Consider the following 18,831-nt stretch of genomic DNA (forward strand, 5'->3'; position numbering starts at 1 on the left):
ATGCTGGGTAGCGTTACTCTGGTCATTTTCTTCCTTGCCATCGTCTTCGTCGTGCAGACGGTCAAGGTGGTCCCGCAGCAGCACGCCTGGGTGGTCGAACGCCTGGGCAAATACCACGCCACGCTGGCCCCGGGTCTGAACATCGTGGTGCCCTTCATCGACCGCGTGGCCTACAAGCACATCCTCAAGGAAATCCCGCTGGATGTGCCGCCGCAGGTCTGCATCACCAAGGACAACACCCAATTGCAGGTCGACGGCATCCTGTATTTCCAGATCACCGATCCGATGCGCGCCTCTTATGGCTCCTCCAACTACATCGCCGCCATCACGCAGCTGGCCCAGACCACGCTGCGTTCGGTGATCGGCAAGATGGAACTGGACAAGACCTTTGAAGAACGCGACCACATCAACACCGCCATCGTCAGCGCCATCGATGAATCGGCCGAGAACTGGGGCGTGAAGGTGCTGCGCTACGAGATCAAGGACCTGACCCCGCCCAAGGAAATCCTGCATGCCATGCAGGCCCAGATTACCGCTGAACGCGAAAAGCGCGCCCTGATCGCCGCCTCCGAAGGCCGCAAGCAGGAGCAGATCAACATTGCCACCGGCGAGCGTGAAGCCGCCATCGCCCGCTCCGAAGGCGAGAAGCAGGCTTCCATCAACCGCGCCCAAGGTCAGGCCGCCGCCATCCTTGCGATTGCCGAAGCCAGTGCCGAGGCCATCCGCAAGACCGCCGCCGCCATCGAGCAGCCGGGCGGCTCGGACGCCGTCAACCTGAAGGTGGCCGAGCAGTACGTGGAAGCCTTCGGCAAGCTGGCCAAGACCAACAATTCCATCATCGTGCCGGCCAACCTGTCGGACATGAGCGGGCTGATCGCTTCGGCCCTGCAAGTGGTGAAACAACAGAAATAAGTCATGCGTCCACGTTTTACGTCCGTTCTCATGGTCAGGCTGCTGGCGGCTGGCCTGGTGTGCATTTCCGTTCGCGCCACCGCGCAGGAGGTCGACCAGGCCGCCCTGGCCGAACGCGTTGACCAGCAGATGACGCAATTGCTGGCGCAATACCCGGTGCCGGGGGCCAGCATCGCGATTGCCTATCAGGGCAAGCCGGTCTACCAGCGCGGCTATGGCATGGCGGTGACCGAAACCAACACGCCGGTCACGCCCATCACACGTTTTCGTATCGGCAGCATCTCCAAGGCGGTGACGGCTGTGGCGGTACTCAAGCTGTTCGAGAAGGAATTGCCGCAGGCGCTGGATCGCCCCGTGTTCGGCCCGGAGGGCTTGTTGCCGGACTCGGCCTATCCCGATTTCGCCCAGCCGCTGGATCAGCGGGTGTTGAAGATCACCCTGCGCGAACTCCTGCAGCACACCAGCGGCTGGGGTGGCAGCGACTATGATCCGCAATACGATCTGGTCAACATCGCCAGGGCGCGCCAGGTGCCGGCCCCGGCCTCGGCGTACGATGTGATGGCCTACGTGCTCAAGCAACGCTTGCTGGATGCAGCGCCCGGAAGTGAATATTTCTACAGCAATTTCGCCTACAACGTCCTGGGCCGCATCATCGAGCAGAAGTCCGGCATGTCCTACGAGCAGGCGGTACAGTCGCTGGTGTTCCAGCCTTCCAGGGTGGAGGACGCCGCCATCGCCGGCGACCGCCGCATCGAGCGCGCGGCCAATGAGACTGTCTACTACGATGACCCGCGCTGGCCCGCGGTCGCCGATCGCGACGGCAGCGGCGCCACCGGTCCGGAGTCCTACTCGGGGCTGCACTTCCGGAGCATGGATGCCACCGCTGGCTGGATCGCCACGGCCACCGATCTGGTGCGCTTTGCCGATGCCACGCAAGGACGCGGCATGCCGGCCTTGCTGCAGCCGCGGACGCTGGCGCTGATGCAGCAGCGCAATCCCGCCCAGGCCGAGAACAACTACGGGCTGGGCTGGGTCGTCACCCGCAGCCATGGCGTGGAGATCCTCTCCCACAGCGGCGCACTGACTACCGGCACCTATGCCTACCTGCAATGGCGCGCCGATGGCTGGACCTGGGCCGTGCTGATGAACCGCTTGCCGATTCCCTATCCGCCCGAGCAAGGCGTGACCGAGCTGCAGGCTTTCCAGGTGGCGGTGCAGCGCGGGCTGATGAATGCCATCATCAATCCGGCTGCGCCCTGACCCAGGGATCAGCCGCACATTGAAAAGCCCCGTCCGGCGTGAAGCGGGACGGGGCTTGATGTGATGGATGCTGACCGCCGCGTTCAGCTCTCCAGCGTTTCTCCGCGTGCCGGCTCGTCGGCCATGAAGGGCAGGGTAATGTCCACCCGCAGCCCGCCATCACGCCGGTTGGCGGCACGGATGAAGCCCTGGTGCGCCTCCACGATGCGGCGGGCAATCGATAGTCCCAGTCCATGTCCGGCACTGTTGCTCTTGGTACGGCTGCTGCGGAAGAACAGTTCGAAGATGCTGTCCATTTCTTCCTCCGGCACGCCCGGCCCGCGATCCAGGATGGACAGGTGCAGCAGCTTGTTGTCTTCGTCGATCTCGGTCACGACCTGTACCGCCGTCTCGGGCGCGGTGTGCTTGATGGCGTTGCGCAGCACGTTTTCGATGGCGCGGTAGAGCAGTTCAGGATTGCCCTTGACCTGCACCCTGCAATCGATGCTGCTTTCCACCGCCTTGCCCAGCGCCTCGGCCTCGAAACTGGCGTCATTGGTCATGTCGGCCAGCAAGGGCTGGATGGCGATGGCTTCTTCCATGGAGCCGGGCACATTGGCTTCCAGGCGCGAGAGGGTCAGCAATTCACCCACCAGCTTGTCCATGCGCACGCTCTCGCGTTCGATGCGTTCCAGGGTCAGTTCCAGCTTGTCCTTGTCTTGCACGCGCGCCAGGCCGATGGCCATCTGCAGGCGCGCAATGGGCGAGCGCAGCTCGTGCGAGACGTCGTGCAACAGGCGGCGCTGGCTTTCCATCAGGGTGCGCAGCTTGCTCGTCATGACGTCGAAGTCGCGGCCCAGGTCGGCCAGTTCATCGTTGCGGGCGCTCATGACCGGCTCCAGCTCAAGATCCAGATTGCCATTGGCAGCCTGGTTGAGGGCGTTCTTGAGATGCCGGATCGGATGCGAGAAGTACCAGGCCAGCAGCAGCGCAAACACCAGACTGGCCAGCAGTGCCACGACGATGGGCATGGTCGGGAAGAACAGCGGCTTGGGACCGTGCTCCTTCATGAAGCGCGGCTCGGGACCCGGCATGCCCCCCGGCGGCGGACCGAACTCGTCGTTGGGCGTGGGAATGAACATCAGGTAGCTGTGGCCGTTGGCGGCCTTGACCAGCTCCACCACCCGGCGATCACGCTCGGTGGTCAGCACCCGGCGTGCCTGTGCTACCAGATGCGCAGACACCTCGCGGCCCATCAGGTCCTGATTGTTTTCGTCGACCGCATACAGTTGCAGGCGATGCGGCCGACCTTCGTTGATCAGGCTGCGCAGGGCTTCCGGGCCGCCGAACTGCAGGGTGGCGGCGGCCGAGCGGATCATGAAGGAAGCCGGCGGACTGAGGTCGATCTCCGAATTGCGGTTGCTGCGTTCCAGGTTCTCAATCCAGAACAGCACGCCCACGCCGAAGGTGGCAGTGATCTGGGCGATCGCGATGAAGAAGAAGAACTTCCAGAAAAGCCGGCCCACTTTATTCCTTGATGAACTGATAGCCCAGGCGGTAGACGGTCTGAATGCAGCTCTTGTCGCTGCCCAGCGCGGCGATCTTCTGACGGATGCTGGAGAGGTGCACGTCGATGTTGCGGTCGAAGCGCGCCAGCGGACGGCCCAGGCCCTGTTCGGACAGGGTCTGCTTGCTGACCGGCTTGCCGGCGTTGCGGGCCAGGACTTCGAGCAGGTTGAATTCGCTGCTGGTCAGTTCCAGCGGGCGGCCGTTCCAGGTGGCGCGACGCTGTTCCGGCCACATCGACAGGGCACCCACGGCCAGCGGGGAATAGGGCGCCTGCTCACTGTTCTCGGCCGAGGCGCGGCGCAGGATGGCACGGATGCGTGCGGCAATCTCGCGCGGGGTGCAGGGCTTGGGGACGTAGTCGTCGGCACCTAGTTCCAGGCCGATGATGCGGTCGGTGTCGTCGCCCTTGGCGGTGAGCATCACCACCGGCATGTTGCTCTTGGCGCGGATGCGGCGCAGGGTGTCGACGCCGTTCAGACGCGGCATCATCACATCCAGCACGGCGATGGCGTACTGCCCGGTAAGCGCCTCGGCGGCACCGGCTTCACCGTCATGGGCGACGTTGACTTCGAATTTTTCCTGCTCCAGGTATTCCTTGAGCATCTCGACGAGTTCCACGTCATCGTCGATCAAAAGCACTTTAGACATTGCTGCATTCCATTCTCGAATTGCCCTGCCTCCAGGCCGCAGGGCGTCGGCAGCCCGTAATATGCCGTAAAAGGTTTTGCAGAAGTGTTTCAGTCCTTCTTTACAATTGCATCTTTACATTCATTTACCGCGCTTGGCGACCTGCCCGAAGAGCGGGTGAGCTCGCATTTCGCTTCCCGGATATTCACCAGTGCCAGGCGGCAACCCGCATCGCGCCTGGCCTGGAGCGGGATGGCGGAGAACCGGGCTTAACAAGACTTTACTCGGCTTTACGCAGCAGGCGTGAACTTAACACGTCTTGATGGCCGATACTTTTGGCATGTACAAGGGAGCGATGCACGGGGCATCGCGCACAATAAAAGGAGTCCGTCATGGCCATGAGCAGCGTGTCGTCCAGCAATTTCAGTCTCGCCAATCTGTCGGCGTTGTCCGGTAGCAGCGGCTTTTCCACCAGCGCCACCGCGCGCACCGATGTGCCGCCACCGCCGCCGCCACCGCGCGCAGAGAAGGGCAGCGGCCTGATCGGTGCGCTCAAGGATATCCTGTCCTCGCTGGGCGTGGAGCTCGACAGCACCGCCACCAGTGCCACTTCGGCCAGTTCGGCGACCTCGACTTCCTCTTCCAGCAGCATTTCGTCCTCCAATGTCGATTCCAAGCTCGATGCCTTCCTGCAGGAGCTGATGGCGGCGTTGCAGGGCCAGAACAATCCGCCCCCGGGTCCGCCGCCGTCCGGCGCGACCTCTTCCACGGACAGCGCCAGCAGCACCGACAGCGTGGCGGCGACCAGCGATACCAGCAGCACTTCCAGCACCAGTAGCACGGCCAGCACCGACACTACCGTGCGTTCCTACACGCCTGGCGGCCGCCCGCCGCCGCCCGGGGGTGGTCTGGAGACCGATCTCCAGAGCCTCATTTCCAGTCTTTCCGGCAGCAGCAGCGGGACCGATGCCGGTTCCAGCGATGGCACCGTGTCTTCGCTGGAGAGCGCCTTCAGCAATCTGCTCAGTTCGCTGGGCGCGTCCTCGAGCACGACGTCTCTCTCCAGCTTCCTGCAGAACCTGCAAAGCAAGCTGGCCGCAGGCAAGACCACCGGCAACCTGATCGACACGACCGCGTGAGGGGACGGGTGCTTCGGTCGACGGCGGCCGTGCTAAGCTGCCGGCCATGAATGCTCCCGACCCCGCCACCCTGGCCGGCATCATGGGCCTGATGTGCGAGGCCATCGCCCTGCGCGGTGCCGGCCAGCCTGGCGCGGCCCTGGCCGCACTGGATCAGGCCCTGCTGCTCGATGCCGGCTTTCTGCCCGTGCACATGCAGCGCGCTGCCCTGCTGCTGGAGCGCGCCGATCTGGCCGGCGCAGCCGCCGCCTACGAAGCTTGTCTCGATCTGGTTCCTGACTACGACGAAGCCCGCGTGGCGCATCGCGCCGTCCTGCTGCAATGGATCGATGCCCTGGAAGCCCGGCGCGTCCAGCAAGACCTGTCGCGCACCGACAGGCTGGTTTTGCTGGCGCGCCTGCATTACCGGCTCGACCAGCCGCAGCAGGCGCTGGCGGCCATCGAAGCCGCCTGCCCGCTGCCCAGGCTCGACCAGCAGACCTTGTACGCCGACATCCTGCTGCGGCTCAACCGACATGAGCAAGCGCTGGATTGCTATCCCCCCGACGCAGAGGAGGGCGAGACGCGCGCCCTGATCGCCTTCAACCGTGCCGACATCCTGCGCCGCATGGGCCGCATCGAGGCGGCGCAGGCCGGATATGAAGAAGCCTTGCGTTGCTACCCCGACTTCCCGCAAGCCCAGGTGGGGCGCGCCCATATGCTGCTCACGCGCGGGGACTATGTCCAGGGATGGCGCGCACATGAAGTTCGCTTCCAGATTCCGGAGCTGGCGCGGCGGGCCATGGTCAGCCCCAGTGCGCGCTGGCAGCCGGGCGAGGCGCTCGGCGGCAAGCACGTACTGTTGTGGTCCGAGCAGGGGCAGGGCGATTGTCTGCAATTTGTCCGCTATCTGCCTTTGGTGGCGCAGCAGGCGGCCCGGGTCACGCTGTGTGCACCGGCGGGCTTGCTGGCCGTTGTGGCCCCGTCCTTTCCGCAGGTGCGCTGCGTGGCGCATGTCGACGAGGCCGGAGCGCACGATTGCCATGCTTCCCTGCTCAGCCTGCCCCTGCTGCTGGAGCGGCCGCATCCGCGCCAGGCGCCGTCCCCTCCCTATCTGCTGGCGGACCCGGCACGCGTGCAGGACTGGCAACGGCGTCTCTGCGAGGGAGCCGGTGCCGCAAGCCCGGTCCGCCTTCCCCGTATCGGGCTGGCCTGGGCCGGACGCCAGTACGCCACCCCGCATCCCAGCCGTGATGTGCCGCTGGCCGATCTGCTGCCGCTGTTTGATCTGCCGGTGGAATTGGTCAGCCTGCAGAGGGAGATCCCGCTGGCCGATCAGGCGCTCCATCAGACCCTGGCCGCCAGGCTCACGACTCTGCCTCTTGCAGACTGGGGTGATACCGCTGCGCTGGCCTGTGCGCTGGACCTGATCATCAGCGTCGATACCGCCGTGGTGCATCTGGCCGGTGCGCTGGGCTTGCCCTGTTTTCTGCCGCAGCGGCTGGAGGGGGAGTGGCGCTGGGGCAGGGAGGGGGAGCAGAGTGTCTGGTATCCCTCGGTGAAGCTGTTCCGGCAGCAAGAGCGCGGGCAGTGGGGCAGTGTCGTCGACGAGATCATTGCCGCTTGTCGTGCGCGTTTTGCCGACTGGGCATGAGCAGGCCAACCGTGCCGACATGAAAACGGCTGCCCGAGGCAGCCGTGGTCGCAGTGGAGGGGAATGCAGGTCGGGATCAGCGGCGGTGCTGCTTCATCGCCGTCTGGATTTCACGCTGGCTGTCGCGCTGCTTTTCGGTCTCGCGCTTGTCGTGCTGCTTCTTGCCCTTGGCCAGGCCGATGTCGCATTTGACGCGCCCTTTGCTGTAGTGCAGGTTCAGCGGCACCAACGTGTAGCCGGAACGTTCCACCTTGCCGATCAGCTTGCTGATTTCGGCGGCATTCAAGAGTAGCTTGCGGGTGCGCGTGGTTTCCGGATGCACGTGCGTGGAGGTGCTGGTCAGCGCACTGATGTGGCAGCCGAACAGATAGACCTCGCCATTGCGCACGATCACGTAGGCTTCCTTGAGTTGCACGCGGCCGGCGCGGATCGATTTGACTTCCCAACCTTGCAAGACGAGGCCTGCTTCGAATCGCTCTTCGATGAAGTAATCGAAAAAGGCCTTTTTGTTATCAATAATGCTCATCTAAATAAAAATTCGTCTCGTCGGTTAAAATTGTGCCTTTGCGATTTTATCAAACGGATCACCCTCGATGGCAGTCGTACACAAAACCGTTCTGATCAACTATAGCGCGCAGCAGATGTTCAACCTGGTCGACAAGGTTGAGGACTACCCTGAATTCCTGCCCTGGTGTGGCGGTGTCGAGGTGTCTGAACGCAGTGACCAGAGTCTCACGGCCAAGATCAAGATCAATTATCACGGCTTGAAGCAATCCTTCAGCACCCAGAATACCAACGTGCCCCCCACCAGCATGACCATGCGCCTGGTGGAAGGCCCGTTCAAGCATTTCGAAGGCCGCTGGACCTTCAAACCGCTGCGCGAGGATGCCTGCAAGATCGAATTCGACATGGAATATGAATTTTCCAGCCGCATCCTGGAGGGAGTGATCGGGCCGGTCTTCAGCATGATCGCCAACAGCTTCGTCGATTCCTTCTGCAAACGCGCCGAACAGATATATGGCTGACGATGCCTTTTTGCAAGTCCAGCTCTGCTACGCCGCGCCCGGACTGCAGATTCTGAAAGACTTGCGGGTGGCGCCGGGTTGCACGATCCAGCAGGCCATCCTGGAGAGCGGCCTGCTGCGCGAGCAGCCGGCCATCGACCTGGCAGTGTGCAAGGTCGGTATCTTCGGCAAGCTCAAGACCATGGATACGCCCCTGCGCGCACGCGACCGCATCGAGATCTACCGGCCGCTGATTGCGGACCCCAAGCAGTCGCGCCGCCGCCGTGCCGCGCACCGGGAGCAAGCCGACCGCCCATGAGCGGCGCCTGTGTCGTCCTGGCCCCAATTCCAGCCTTCCGGCATTTTTACGACGCCCGGAGGGCAAAACGCAAGTAGAGCAAGACGCGCGATCAGCTTTTCTGTATAATTCGCTTTTGCGCCTATAGGAAACACTATGCGTCTTCTCCAAAAAGCACTCACGTTCGATGATGTGCTGCTCGTTCCGGCTTTCTCGGACATCCTCCCCAAAGACACTTCCCTGACCACGCGCCTGACGCGCAACATTTCGCTGAACATTCCGCTGGTCTCGGCGGCGATGGACACCGTCACTGAAGCTCGCCTGGCCATTGCCATGGCGCAAGAGGGCGGCATCGGCATCATCCACAAGAACCTGACGCCCAAGGAACAGGCGCGCGAGGTTTCCAAGGTCAAGCGTTTCGAATCCGGCGTGGTCCGCGATCCGATCACCATCCCCCCCACCATGAAGATCCGTGACGTCATCGCGCTGTCCAAGCAGCATGGCATCTCCGGTTTCCCGGTGGTGGAAGGCAAGGCGCTGGTGGGCATCATCACCAACCGCGACCTGCGTTTCGAAGAAGAACTGGACGCGGAAGTCCGCGCCAAGATGACCCCGCGCGAGAAGCTGGTCTACGTCAAGGAAAACGGCTCCAGCGCCGATCCCGAAGAAGCCAAGCGCCTGATGAACAAGCACCGCCTGGAGCGCGTGATGGTGGTCAACGATGCGTTTGAGCTGCGCGGCCTGATCACCGTCAAGGACATCGAGAAATCCACCGAACACCCCTTCGCCTGCAAGGACGAACACGGCAAGCTGCGCGTGGGCGCTGCCGTCGGCGTGGGCCCGGACAATGACGAGCGCATCGAGCTGCTGGTCGCCGCCGGTGTGGACGTGATCGTGGTCGATACTGCCCACGGCCACTCCGCTGGCGTGCTCAACCGCGTCAAGTGGGTCAAGACCAAGTTCCCGCACGTGGAAGTCATCGGCGGCAACATCGCTACCGCCGCCGCTGCCAAGGCCCTGGTCGAGCATGGTGCCGATGCCGTCAAGGTCGGTATCGGCCCCGGCTCCATCTGCACCACCCGTATCGTCGCCGGTGTCGGCGTGCCGCAGATCTCGGCCATCGCCAACGTCGCCGAAGCCTTGAAGGGCACTGGCGTGCCGGTGATCGCTGACGGCGGCATCCGCTTCTCGGGCGACGTCGCCAAGGCGCTGGCCGCCGGCGCTTCGGCCGTGATGATGGGCAGCATGTTCGCCGGTACCGAAGAAGCCCCGGGCGAAGTGATCCTGTACCAGGGCCGCAGCTACAAGTCGTATCGCGGCATGGGTTCGCTGGGTGCGATGGCCGACGGTTCGGCCGATCGCTACTTCCAGGACGGCGACAACACCGCCGACAAGTTCGTGCCGGAAGGCATTGAAGGCCGCGTCGCCTACAAGGGCTCGGTGGTCGCGATCCTGTATCAACTGGTGGGCGGTGTGCGCTCCTCCATGGGTTACTGCGGTTGTGGCTCCATCGACGACTTCCGCGAGCGCGCCGAGTTCGTCGAGATCACCGCGGCCGGCATGCGTGAATCGCATGTCCATGACGTGCAGATCACCAAGGAAGCCCCGAACTACCGCGCCGAGTAATTTTCGATGCGGCCACAGCCCGACAGTCCACCGGCATCATGCCAGGCTGTCGGGCTGTTGATCTTTTCAGAAGTCCATTTTTAACGTAGCCAGACCTCACTGCCCATGTCCACGCATTCGCATTCGAAAATCCTGATCCTCGACTTCGGTTCCCAGGTGACCCAGCTCATCGCTCGCCGCGTGCGCGAAGCCGGTGTGTTTTCCGAGGTATTCCCGCATGACGTGACCGACGAGTTCGTGCGCAACTACGGCGCGGCCGGCGTCATCCTCTCCGGCGGCCCCAACAGCGTCACCGAAGGCGACACCCCGCGCGCCCCGCAAGCGGTCTTCGAACTGGGCGTGCCGGTGCTGGGCATCTGCTACGGCATGCAGACCATGGCCGAGCAATTGGGCGGCAAGGTCGAGAACGGCCACCTGCGCGAATTCGGTTACGCCGAAGTGCGCGCCCATGGCCACACCAAGCTGCTGGACAACATCAGCGACTTCACCAATGCCCAAGGTCACGGCATGCTGAAGGTCTGGATGAGCCATGGCGACAAGGTCAATGACATGCCGGTCGGCTTCAAGCTGATGGCTTCCACCGGCAACTGTCCGATCGCCGGCATGGCCGACGAGGAGCGTCGTTTCTACGGTGTGCAGTTCCACCCGGAAGTGACCCACACCGTGCAGGGCAAGGCCATGCTGGCCCGCTTCGTGCACGAGATCTGCGGCTGCCAGTCGGACTGGAACATGCCGGACTACATCGCCGAAGCCGTCGAGATGATCCGCCAGCAGGTGGGCAGCGATGAAGTCATCTTGGGCCTGTCGGGCGGTGTGGACAGCAGCGTGGCGGCAGCGCTGATCCATCGCGCCATCGGTGACCAACTGACCTGTGTGTTCGTCGACCACGGCCTGCTGCGCCTGGACGAAGGCAAGATGGTCATGGAGATGTTTGCCAAGAACCTGGGCGTGAAGGTGATCCATGTGGACGCCACCGCACAGTTCATGGGCCATCTGGCGGGCGTGACCGATCCGGAAGCCAAGCGCAAGATCATCGGCCGCGAGTTCGTGGAAGTGTTCCAGGCCGAATCGGCCAAGCTGACCAGCGCCAAGTGGCTGGCCCAGGGCACCATCTATCCGGACGTGATCGAAAGCGCCGGCAAGGGCAAGAAGACCGCCCACACCATCAAGAGCCACCACAACGTCGGCGGCCTGCCGGAAACGCTGAACCTGAAGCTTCTGGAGCCGCTGCGCGAACTGTTCAAGGATGAAGTGCGCGAACTGGGCGTGGCGCTGGGTCTGCCGCCGGAGATGGTGTATCGCCATCCGTTCCCCGGTCCTGGCCTGGGCGTGCGTATCCTGGGGGAAGTGAAGAAGGAATACGCCGACCTGCTGCGTCGTGCCGATGCGATCTTCATCGAAGAACTGCGCAATACGAAGGATGAGGATGGCCAGACCTGGTACGAGAAGACCAGCCAGGCCTTTGCCGTGTTCCTGCCGGTGAAGTCGGTTGGGGTCATGGGTGATGGTCGTACCTACGAATACGTGGTGGCCTTGCGTGCCGTACAGACCCAGGACTTCATGACGGCGCATTGGGCGCACCTGCCGCATGAGCTGCTGGGCCGCGTGTCCAACCGCATCATCAATGAGGTGCGGGGCTTGAACCGGGTGGTCTATGACATTTCGGGGAAGCCGCCGGCGACCATTGAGTGGGAGTGACCTGATGTCTGGAAACTGCCGGCATTGATCGGCAGAAAACAACACCCAAGCCTGTGATTTCACGGGCTTTTTCTTGTTCGGTCTGGCATTCAATGAGATGGGCTGGCTGGCGCTGGCAGCGGCAAGCAAGACTTTTCACGGCAGGTCAGCATGCCCGTCAATGCAGACCGTACGGGCGAATCTTACAAGGAGTACGGGGTTGGTAAACAAATACGAAGGCAAGGTCACCACCGTCTTTCATGGCGACTGCCTTGAGGCTCTGGACAGCGTTCCAGATGCGTCGGTCGACCTCATTTTTGCTGATCCGCCCTACAACATCGGCAAGAAGTTCGGTGAGTTCAGGGACGCCTGGCCTTCTGACCTCGCCTATGCCGAGTGGTGCTATCGGTGGCTTGAAGCCTGCATCCGCAAGCTCAAGCCCAGCGGGAGCCTGTATGTCATGAGCAGCACACAGGCGATGCCCTATCTTGACCTGTGGCTGCGTCAACGGATGAGCATACTGTCTCGCATCGTCTGGCATTACGACAGCTCAGGAGTGCAGGCGAAGAAATTTTTCGGCTCGCTCTATGAGCCGATTCTTTATTGCGTCAAGGATGCGAAATCCTACACGTTCAATGCGGCCGACATTGAAGTCGAAGCGAGGACAGGGGCAGTGCGAAAGCTCATGGACTATCGAAAAGAGGTCCCAAGCCCCTACAAGACGACGAAAGTGCCAGGCAATACATGGTACCTGCCGCGTGTGCGGTACCGTATGCCGGAATACGAAGAACATCCGAGCCAGAAGCCGGAGGCGCTCCTTGAACGCATCATCAAGGCCAGCTCCAACCCTGGCGACATGGTTCTCGACCCGTTTGGCGGGACGTTTACAACATGCGCCGTCGCGCAACGTCTGGGCCGGCGTTCCATTGGTATCGAGCTGCAGACCGATTACGTGAAGATCGGCCTGCGCAGGCTTGGCATAGCGACCCAGCTCAATGGAGAAACCTTGGAGGCTCCGGACAAGACCTACGTTCGCAAGAACGGCAACGGGGCAAGAGGCGGGGCAGATGCGCAGGAGCAGGGAGGGCTATTCGATGCCAAGCTTTGACAGTGCCCATCACGCTTTCACCCCGACCCTCCTCGCCGTGCTGAAGAAGCACTTTGGAGACTATGCCCTCGATGTTTTCATGAGCAGCCCAATTCTGGGCTATCTGAACAACAAGACCAGGGCAGCCAACCGCGGATCGAAGGCCAGAGGCGCGTTCGCCAATCACTATGCGCTCTACGTCGTCGTTGAAGATTACATCCAGAAGGGCTACGCCAAGGAAAATGCTGGCCTGTCCTACGCGAAGTACGAGGGAGCTCGCTTTTCTGATTTGTTCCGGCGCCAGCGCGAGTTGCCTTTCGGCGCCAAGCTGCAGAATCATGCACTCAATTCGCGCCTGAATGACGAGTTCAAGAAATTCTACCCTTCTGTCGGCAAGCCTCCTATCGTTCGTGACGTGGCGACCCAGCGCTACTGGATCCAGGAAGACTTGCTGCAAGTCGCTGTCCGCCATAAAGATGGCAAGGACCACATCTACAACATTGCTCCTGCGGTGATCGAGATCATCAATGCCTACGTGGAGGCCAAGCGTGCCGCCTTTGAAGGGTTCCTGGAAACCTGCCGGCAAATTGCGGAGCTGGGCAAGCAGGCCCCGGAGAAGGCCATCGCATTCGTTGTGCAGCAGCTTGCGTCGAACGTTGATGCGCGCGTCTTTGAGATAGTCAGCTACGCAATTCTCAAAGCCAAGTACGGGCGGGAAACCATTTGGATTGGTGAGAGAAAGGAGACGGTTGCCAAGGCCGCTCTCGTGCTCTACAAGACGGGTCGCACCAATGCCAATGACGGCGGAATTGACTTCGTCATGAAGCCCCTGGGACGATTCTTTCAGGTGACGGAAACCATCGATGTCAACAAATACTTCCTCGATATCGACAAGGTGCAGCGCTTCCCGATCAGCTTCGTCGTGAAGTCGGTCGAGAGCGCCGAGCAGATTCGAACAGCTATTCGCCAGCAGGCCTTGGCCAAATACAGGATCGAGGCGATCGTGGAGACCTACATGAAGGCCGTGGAAGAGATCATCAACGTCAAAGACCTGATGACAGCTTTTGATGCCGTGGTGGAGTCGGGCGGGCTTCAGAGTGTCATGGATGAAATCGTCGTGCAGAGCAAGGTCGAGTTCAATTACAACGACGATGACGAGGAACAAGACGACGAGGGCGGCGCTACGCTGTCTCTTCTGGAAGGCTAATTTTTTACATGCGCATGCGCTGAGCCCCGCACAGCGCCCCACCCGTCAGCAATAAAAAACCGGACGCAATCTTCATTGCGTCCGGCCGTCTTGCCTATCCTGCGACGTCCCTCAGCCAGGTCGGCCAAAGGGACGCGCATCAGATCATCATTGCATCATTGGTGAATGTTGTTGTGCACGGTTTCCTTCACGAACAGCAGGCCGATCACCACGGTGATGACCGAGATCACGATCGGATACCACAGACCGTAGTAGATGTCGCCCTTGAAGGCCACCAGCGCGAAGGAGGTGGTGGGCAGCAGGCCGCCGAACCAGCCGTTGCCGATGTGGTAGGGCATGGACATGGAGGTGTAGCGGATGCGGGTCGGGAACATCTCCACCAGGCAAGCCGCGATCGGGCCGTACACCATGGTCACGTAGAGCACCAGGATGAACAGCAGCAGCAGGACCATGGGCTTGTTCATCTGCTCCGGATCGGCCTTGGCCGGGTAGCCGGCGGCCTTGATGTCATCGGCCAGTTCCTTGGACAGTTGCTTGTCCTTGGCAGCCGCTTCTTCCTTGGACAGGCCAGCCGCATCATATGAAGTGATGATGCGCTCGCCGATCTTGACGGTGGCCACCGAACCCGGTGCGCCGGCCACGTTCTGGTAGTTCACCGAAGCCGCCGACAGCTTGGCCTTGACGATGTCGCAGGAGGAGGTGAACTTCTTGGTGCCGGTCGGGTTGAACTGGAACTGGCAGCTGGCCGGGTCAGCGGTGACGATCACCGGGGACTTTTGCAGTGCGGCTTCCAGCGCCGGGTTGGCGAAGTGGGTCAGGCCGTTGAAGATCGGGAAGTAGGTCACCGCGGCGATCAGGCAGCCACCCAGGATGATGGGCTTGCGGCCGATCTTGTCCGACAGCGAACCGAAGAACAGGAAGAAGGGCGTGGCCAGCAGCAGAGCCACGGCAATCAGGATATTGGCCGTCGGGCCATCCACCTTCAGGGTCTGGGTCAGGAAGAACAGGGCATAGAACTGGCCGGTGTACCACACCACGGCTTGACCGGCGGTCAGGCCGACCAGTGCCAGGATGACCAGCTTCAGGTTCTTCCACTGGCCGAAGGCTTCGGTCAGCGGTGCCTTGGAGGTCTTGCCCTCGGCCTTCATCTTCAGGAAGGCCGGCGACTCGTTCATGGACATGCGGATCCACACCGAGATGGCCAACAGCAGGATGGAAACCAGGAAGGGAATGCGCCAGCCCCAGTCGGCGAAGGCGGCTTCACCCACCGCGGTACGCACGCCCAGGATCACCAGCAGCGACAGGAACAGGCCCATCGTGGCAGTGGTCTGGATCCAGGCGGTAAAGGCGCCGCGGCGGCCTTCCGGTGCGTGCTCGGCCACATAGGTGGCCGCACCGCCGTATTCGCCACCCAGCGCCAGGCCCTGCAGGATGCGCAGGATGATCAGGATGATCGGGGCGGTGATGCCGATGGAGTTGTAGTTGGGCAGCACGCCGACGATGAAGGTCGAGGCACCCATGATCAGGATGGTCACCAGGAAGGTGTACTTGCGGCCGACCAGGTCACCCAGGCGACCGAACACCAGCGCGCCGAACGGACGCACGATGAAACCGGCGGCGAAGGCCAGCAGGGCGAAGATGAAGGCAGTGTTGGGATCGGTGCCGGCGAAGAATTGCTTGGCGATGATGGCCGCCAGCGAACCGTACAGGTAAAAGTCATACCATTCGAAAACGGTGCCTAGCGAGGAGGCGAAGATGACTTTCTTCTCCTCCGGGGTGATGCCGCGCGCAGTCGTGTTGACTGATGCTGTGGTCATGTTTGTCTCCTTGGTTTTAATGAGTGTGCTACTACATGGAATGCAGCCAGGTACTCGGGGCAACAATGCAGCAGATGGCCGAATGGGGCGTTATGCAGGAACGCACCGGAGAACAGAGCATGCAGAGCATGAAGAATCGCCTCCCCTCGCTTCCCCGTCTAACACAAACCGCGATATTGACTTCGCATTGCCTGCGTAAGGACCCACTTGTCCATGCGGCGAGTGTGCGACGCCAAACTTACGCAGGACTTGCTCCAAACTTACACAAGCTTACAGCGCAGCAAGCCGGTTTCTAGTTGCGATGCAGCAGCGCAAAGCCCTTCCGGCAAGACCTTGCGGGGTGTCAGGGGATATTGCGTCGCAGCGATTGCGGTCGGGGGCTCGCCTTTTGGGGAGGGGGTGGTCAAAAAAGATTTTCTGTCAGCAATGAGGAACAGAAAGTGAAGCATCTTGCCAGGCATGCGGGTCAGCGGCATGCCTGACCGGCCAGAAAGCCGGTCGTGACGGCGGTGACAGGGCGATGCAGATGCAAATCGCCCTGTCAGCCGGGGACAGCGACTTCAGGCCGGTGCGGTGGCCGGCGTGGCTTGCGCGCTCGGCGAGGGCAGGGCCTCACCTTCCAGCAGCGCCTTGACCACACGCTCGCCCAGTCCCAGTCCCACGCTCATGCCGATACCGGTGTGCATCAGCACCACCGAGGTGTGGTCGTCGATGGCCAGCGCCGAGAAGGGGCCAGGCCCCTTGCTGCCATAGACACCCTGCCAGCGCTCGATCACCTTCACGCGGGTAGCCAGGGTGTGCTCCACCAGACCCAGCAGCAGTTCATCGACTTCTTCGCTGTTGAAGGGGGGAGCATCGGTGCCGTAGTGGTGCGAATCGCCGACGATGAGCTCCTGGTAGGGCGTCGGGCTGACCAGCAGGTGGATGCCGTGCTTGTTGAGCAGCGGGGCGTTGGCCTCGATCTCGGCATGCACCGCGCGCGCGCTCGGCAGGTCCGAGAAGGCGCCATAGTGCGTGCAGGACAGGCCGGTCAGCACCGCATGGGTCAGCGGCAGCGGCTCCTCGGTCTTCAGACGCAGCATCTGCAGACGGCACTGCTTCAGGTTCATCGGCTGCAGGCGGTCGGCGAAGAGGGTCTGGTAATCGTGGCCCGAGCACACCACCACGCGTTCGGCGTGAAACTCCCCGGCGGTGGTCGACAGACGTCCGTCGGCGGTGCCATGGACCAGCGTATTGAAGCGGAAATGCACGCCCTGCGAGTGCAGGTAGGCCACCAGCGCCGGCATGGCTTCACGCGAATAGAGTTGCAGGTCTTCGGTGCCATGCAGGGCCGAGCGGTGATGGCGGAAGCGCCCGTTGTAGAGGGTGTTGAGTTTGTCGCCTTCGAGCAGGCTGGCACGGTAATCGTACTGGCGCGCTCGCACGGTCATGAATTCCAGTAGCACGTCATGCTCGGCCTGGCTGCGGGCAAACAGCAGGGTGCCGGCTTCACGGGCGCTGAAATGGGCGCGGGTGGACAGATGCAGCCACAGGGCGCGGCTTTCGCGGGCCAGGTCCAGCATGATGCCCGGCGGCTGGCCGGTCACCAGGCCCATGCCGAAATTGCGCACGGAAGCGCCCAGGGGCGTACCGGTGCGTTCGAAGACGGCCACCTTGAGTCCGCGCTTGACGGCGGCATAGGCGTGGGCCAGGCCGAGGATGCCCGAGCCGACCACGGCCAGGTCGAAGTGCTGCGGATCGTGTTCTGAGAGGGAATTGGTCATGGGAGATTGCTCCATCGGAGTCAGTTGCGAGATGTCGTGTTGCCTGTTGTGCGGGGACACTCTGGCGGCGTCCTGCGATCCTCTCCTGGCACCGTCACGGTGACGCTCGAACGCACCACCGTGACGGTGAGGTGTTGCCGACTGGCTCTGGTCTTACTGCTTCTTCTCGGACTTGCTCTCGTAACGCTTGCTCCACTCGGTCAGGATGCGGTCGCGGTTGGTGCTGGCCCAGGTGAAGTCGTTCTTGATCAGGCGCTTCTCATAGTCGGCCGGCAGCAGTGGATCCGGCTTGGCCACGCCGGGAACGGCGACCACGGCGAAGTTCTTTTCATACTGAGCCATGGCATCCTTGCTGGCCGAGAAGTCGGCCAGCTTCTTGGCCGCTTCCAGGTTCTTGGTACCCTTGACGATGGCGGTGGCTTCGATATCCCAGCCCAGACCTTCGGAGGGCAGGATCACGTCGATCGGGGCGCCTTCCTTCTTGGTCTTGACGGCGCGGTACTCGAAGGCGATACCGATGGGGAATTCACCTGTCGCGGCCTGCTTGCAGGGCTTGGAGCCGGAGTGGGTGTACTGGCCGATGTTCTTGTGCAGGGCGTCCATGTAGGCCCAGCCTTTTTCTTCACCCATCATCTGCAGCCAGGCCGAGACATCCAGGTAGCCGGTCCCCGAAGAAGCCGGATTGGGCATGACGATCTTGCCGGCATAGACCGGCTTGGTCAGGTCAGCCCAGGAGGTCGGCTTGGGCAAGCCCTGCTTTTGCGCTTCCACGGTATTGAAGCAGATCGCCGAAGCCCACACGTCCATGCCGACCCAGGCCGGCGGATTGGCGGCGCTGCGGTACTTGGCATCGATGGCCGAGAGGCCGTGCGGGGCGTAGGGCGTCAACATGCCTTCCTTGTCCAGCAGGGCCAGGCTGGTGGCGGCCAGGCCCCAGATCACGTCGGCCTGCGGGTTGGCCTTCTCGGCCAGCAGCTTGGCCGTGACGATGCCGGTGGAGTCGCGCACCCACTTGATCTCGATGTCCGGATTGGCCTTCTGGAACGCGGCCTGGTAAGCCTTGATCTGGTCGGCTTCGAGGGCGGTGTAGACGGTCAGCGTGGTGGCGGCGTGGGCCTGGGCCGAGAACAGCATGCCGGCGCCGATCAGCGATGCGAGCAGGGAAAACAGCTTGGTTTTTTTCATGATGGCCTTCGTCTGTGAATGGCTGGGTTGAAAACGCGTCGGGGACGC

The 18,831-nt window shown here is 62.3% G+C and carries 16 protein-coding genes; 10 read left to right on the forward strand and 6 right to left on the reverse strand.

Annotated features, from left to right (window positions below; genetic code table 11):
- The gene (locus tag HNO82_RS01635; protein ID WP_175342525.1) at positions 1–912 is read left to right on the forward strand and encodes an SPFH domain-containing protein; all 912 of its coding nucleotides are present in this window, start codon (positions 1–3) and stop codon (positions 910–912) included.
- A 3-nt stretch (positions 913–915) separates the two neighbouring features.
- On the forward strand, positions 916–2,172 hold the full coding sequence (locus tag HNO82_RS01640) for a serine hydrolase domain-containing protein (RefSeq protein WP_249776907.1): 1,257 nt from the start codon (positions 916–918) through the stop codon (positions 2,170–2,172).
- A gap of 83 nt (positions 2,173–2,255) precedes the next feature.
- Here the strand turns inward: HNO82_RS01640 and HNO82_RS01645 are convergent, their stop codons facing one another.
- Together HNO82_RS01645 and HNO82_RS01650 are read right to left on the reverse strand one after the other, a co-directional pair.
- Positions 2,256–3,677 (reverse strand): ATP-binding protein, encoded by a 1,422-nt coding sequence (locus tag HNO82_RS01645; protein WP_175342526.1) that lies wholly within the window; start codon positions 3,675–3,677, stop codon positions 2,256–2,258.
- Between the two features lies 1 nt (position 3,678).
- A complete protein-coding gene (locus HNO82_RS01650; protein ID WP_008328501.1) occupies positions 3,679–4,368 on the reverse strand; it encodes a response regulator transcription factor in 690 nt (229 codons plus the stop codon).
- A gap of 371 nt (positions 4,369–4,739) precedes the next feature.
- Here HNO82_RS01650 and HNO82_RS01655 point away from each other — a divergent pair, with 371 nt between their 5' ends.
- The gene (locus tag HNO82_RS01655) at positions 4,740–5,486 is read left to right on the forward strand and encodes a hypothetical protein (protein WP_175342527.1); all 747 of its coding nucleotides are present in this window, start codon (positions 4,740–4,742) and stop codon (positions 5,484–5,486) included.
- Positions 5,487–5,532: 46 nt separating this feature from the next.
- Entirely contained in the window at positions 5,533–7,119 is a 1,587-nt protein-coding gene (locus HNO82_RS01660; protein WP_175342528.1) for a tetratricopeptide repeat-containing glycosyltransferase family protein, read from the forward strand.
- Between the two features lie 76 nt (positions 7,120–7,195).
- Here the strand turns inward: HNO82_RS01660 and smpB are convergent, their stop codons facing one another.
- Positions 7,196–7,645 carry an SsrA-binding protein SmpB gene (smpB, locus tag HNO82_RS01665; RefSeq protein ID WP_008328521.1) on the reverse strand — a complete coding sequence of 150 codons (450 nt, stop codon included), beginning with the start codon at positions 7,643–7,645 and terminating at the stop codon, positions 7,196–7,198.
- 67 nt (positions 7,646–7,712) lie between these two features.
- Here smpB and HNO82_RS01670 point away from each other — a divergent pair, with 67 nt between their 5' ends.
- From HNO82_RS01670 to HNO82_RS01695, 6 genes are all read left to right on the forward strand, one after another.
- Positions 7,713–8,144: a type II toxin-antitoxin system RatA family toxin gene (locus tag HNO82_RS01670; RefSeq protein WP_008328522.1), complete on the forward strand. Its 432-nt coding sequence runs from the start codon at positions 7,713–7,715 to the stop codon at positions 8,142–8,144.
- Complete coding sequence (locus HNO82_RS01675; protein WP_175342529.1) at positions 8,137–8,442, forward strand: RnfH family protein; 306 nt, start codon at positions 8,137–8,139, stop codon at positions 8,440–8,442. The genes HNO82_RS01670 and HNO82_RS01675 overlap by 8 nt, the downstream gene beginning before the upstream one ends.
- 135 nt (positions 8,443–8,577) lie before the next feature.
- Entirely contained in the window at positions 8,578–10,047 is a 1,470-nt protein-coding gene (gene guaB / locus HNO82_RS01680) for an IMP dehydrogenase (protein WP_008328526.1), read from the forward strand.
- Positions 10,048–10,152: 105 nt separating this feature from the next.
- Positions 10,153–11,745, forward strand: a complete 1,593-nt coding sequence (gene guaA / locus HNO82_RS01685) for a glutamine-hydrolyzing GMP synthase (protein WP_175342530.1) — start codon at positions 10,153–10,155, stop codon at positions 11,743–11,745.
- Positions 11,746–11,944: 199 nt separating this feature from the next.
- On the forward strand, positions 11,945–12,832 hold the full coding sequence (yhdJ, locus tag HNO82_RS01690; RefSeq protein ID WP_175342531.1) for an adenine-specific DNA-methyltransferase: 888 nt from the start codon (positions 11,945–11,947) through the stop codon (positions 12,830–12,832).
- Positions 12,819–14,018: a restriction endonuclease gene (locus HNO82_RS01695; RefSeq protein WP_175342532.1), complete on the forward strand. Its 1,200-nt coding sequence runs from the start codon at positions 12,819–12,821 to the stop codon at positions 14,016–14,018. Before yhdJ ends, HNO82_RS01695 begins: the two co-directional genes overlap by 14 nt.
- Positions 14,019–14,173: 155 nt before the next feature.
- Here HNO82_RS01695 and HNO82_RS01700 read toward each other — a convergent pair whose 3' ends face one another.
- The 3 genes from HNO82_RS01700 to HNO82_RS01710 form a co-directional block, all read right to left on the reverse strand.
- The gene (locus HNO82_RS01700; RefSeq protein ID WP_175342533.1) at positions 14,174–15,835 is read right to left on the reverse strand and encodes an MFS transporter; all 1,662 of its coding nucleotides are present in this window, start codon (positions 15,833–15,835) and stop codon (positions 14,174–14,176) included.
- Between the two features lie 560 nt (positions 15,836–16,395).
- On the reverse strand, positions 16,396–17,598 hold the full coding sequence (locus HNO82_RS01705) for a TIGR03364 family FAD-dependent oxidoreductase (protein WP_008328543.1): 1,203 nt from the start codon (positions 17,596–17,598) through the stop codon (positions 16,396–16,398).
- 153 nt (positions 17,599–17,751) lie between these two features.
- Positions 17,752–18,783, reverse strand: a complete 1,032-nt coding sequence (locus tag HNO82_RS01710) for a putative 2-aminoethylphosphonate ABC transporter substrate-binding protein (protein ID WP_175342534.1) — start codon at positions 18,781–18,783, stop codon at positions 17,752–17,754.
- Positions 18,784–18,831 lie beyond the last annotated feature (48 nt).

The organism is Herbaspirillum sp. C9C3 (genome assembly GCF_013359625.1).
In the GTDB taxonomy this organism is placed as follows: Bacteria; Pseudomonadota; Gammaproteobacteria; order Burkholderiales; family Burkholderiaceae_D; genus Herbaspirillum.

What these genes read in the sequence shown, in the direction of transcription:
- HNO82_RS01675 (WP_175342529.1), top strand. Translation starts at nt 8,137, where the DNA reads ATGGCTGACGATGCCTTTTTGCAAGTCCAGCTCTGCTACGCCGCGCCC.
- HNO82_RS01635 (WP_175342525.1), top strand. Translation starts at nt 1, where the DNA reads ATGCTGGGTAGCGTTACTCTGGTCATTTTCTTCCTTGCCATCGTCTTC.
- HNO82_RS01695 (WP_175342532.1), top strand. Translation starts at nt 12,819, where the DNA reads ATGCCAAGCTTTGACAGTGCCCATCACGCTTTCACCCCGACCCTCCTC.
- HNO82_RS01650 (WP_008328501.1), bottom strand. Translation starts at nt 4,368, where the DNA reads ATGTCTAAAGTGCTTTTGATCGACGATGACGTGGAACTCGTCGAGATG.
- HNO82_RS01655 (WP_175342527.1), top strand. Translation starts at nt 4,740, where the DNA reads ATGGCCATGAGCAGCGTGTCGTCCAGCAATTTCAGTCTCGCCAATCTG.
- HNO82_RS01660 (WP_175342528.1), top strand. Translation starts at nt 5,533, where the DNA reads ATGAATGCTCCCGACCCCGCCACCCTGGCCGGCATCATGGGCCTGATG.
- HNO82_RS01640 (WP_249776907.1), top strand. Translation starts at nt 916, where the DNA reads ATGCGTCCACGTTTTACGTCCGTTCTCATGGTCAGGCTGCTGGCGGCT.
- guaA (WP_175342530.1), top strand. Translation starts at nt 10,153, where the DNA reads ATGTCCACGCATTCGCATTCGAAAATCCTGATCCTCGACTTCGGTTCC.
- HNO82_RS01670 (WP_008328522.1), top strand. Translation starts at nt 7,713, where the DNA reads ATGGCAGTCGTACACAAAACCGTTCTGATCAACTATAGCGCGCAGCAG.
- HNO82_RS01705 (WP_008328543.1), bottom strand. Translation starts at nt 17,598, where the DNA reads ATGACCAATTCCCTCTCAGAACACGATCCGCAGCACTTCGACCTGGCC.
- guaB (WP_008328526.1), top strand. Translation starts at nt 8,578, where the DNA reads ATGCGTCTTCTCCAAAAAGCACTCACGTTCGATGATGTGCTGCTCGTT.
- HNO82_RS01710 (WP_175342534.1), bottom strand. Translation starts at nt 18,783, where the DNA reads ATGAAAAAAACCAAGCTGTTTTCCCTGCTCGCATCGCTGATCGGCGCC.
- smpB (WP_008328521.1), bottom strand. Translation starts at nt 7,645, where the DNA reads ATGAGCATTATTGATAACAAAAAGGCCTTTTTCGATTACTTCATCGAA.
- HNO82_RS01700 (WP_175342533.1), bottom strand. Translation starts at nt 15,835, where the DNA reads ATGACCACAGCATCAGTCAACACGACTGCGCGCGGCATCACCCCGGAG.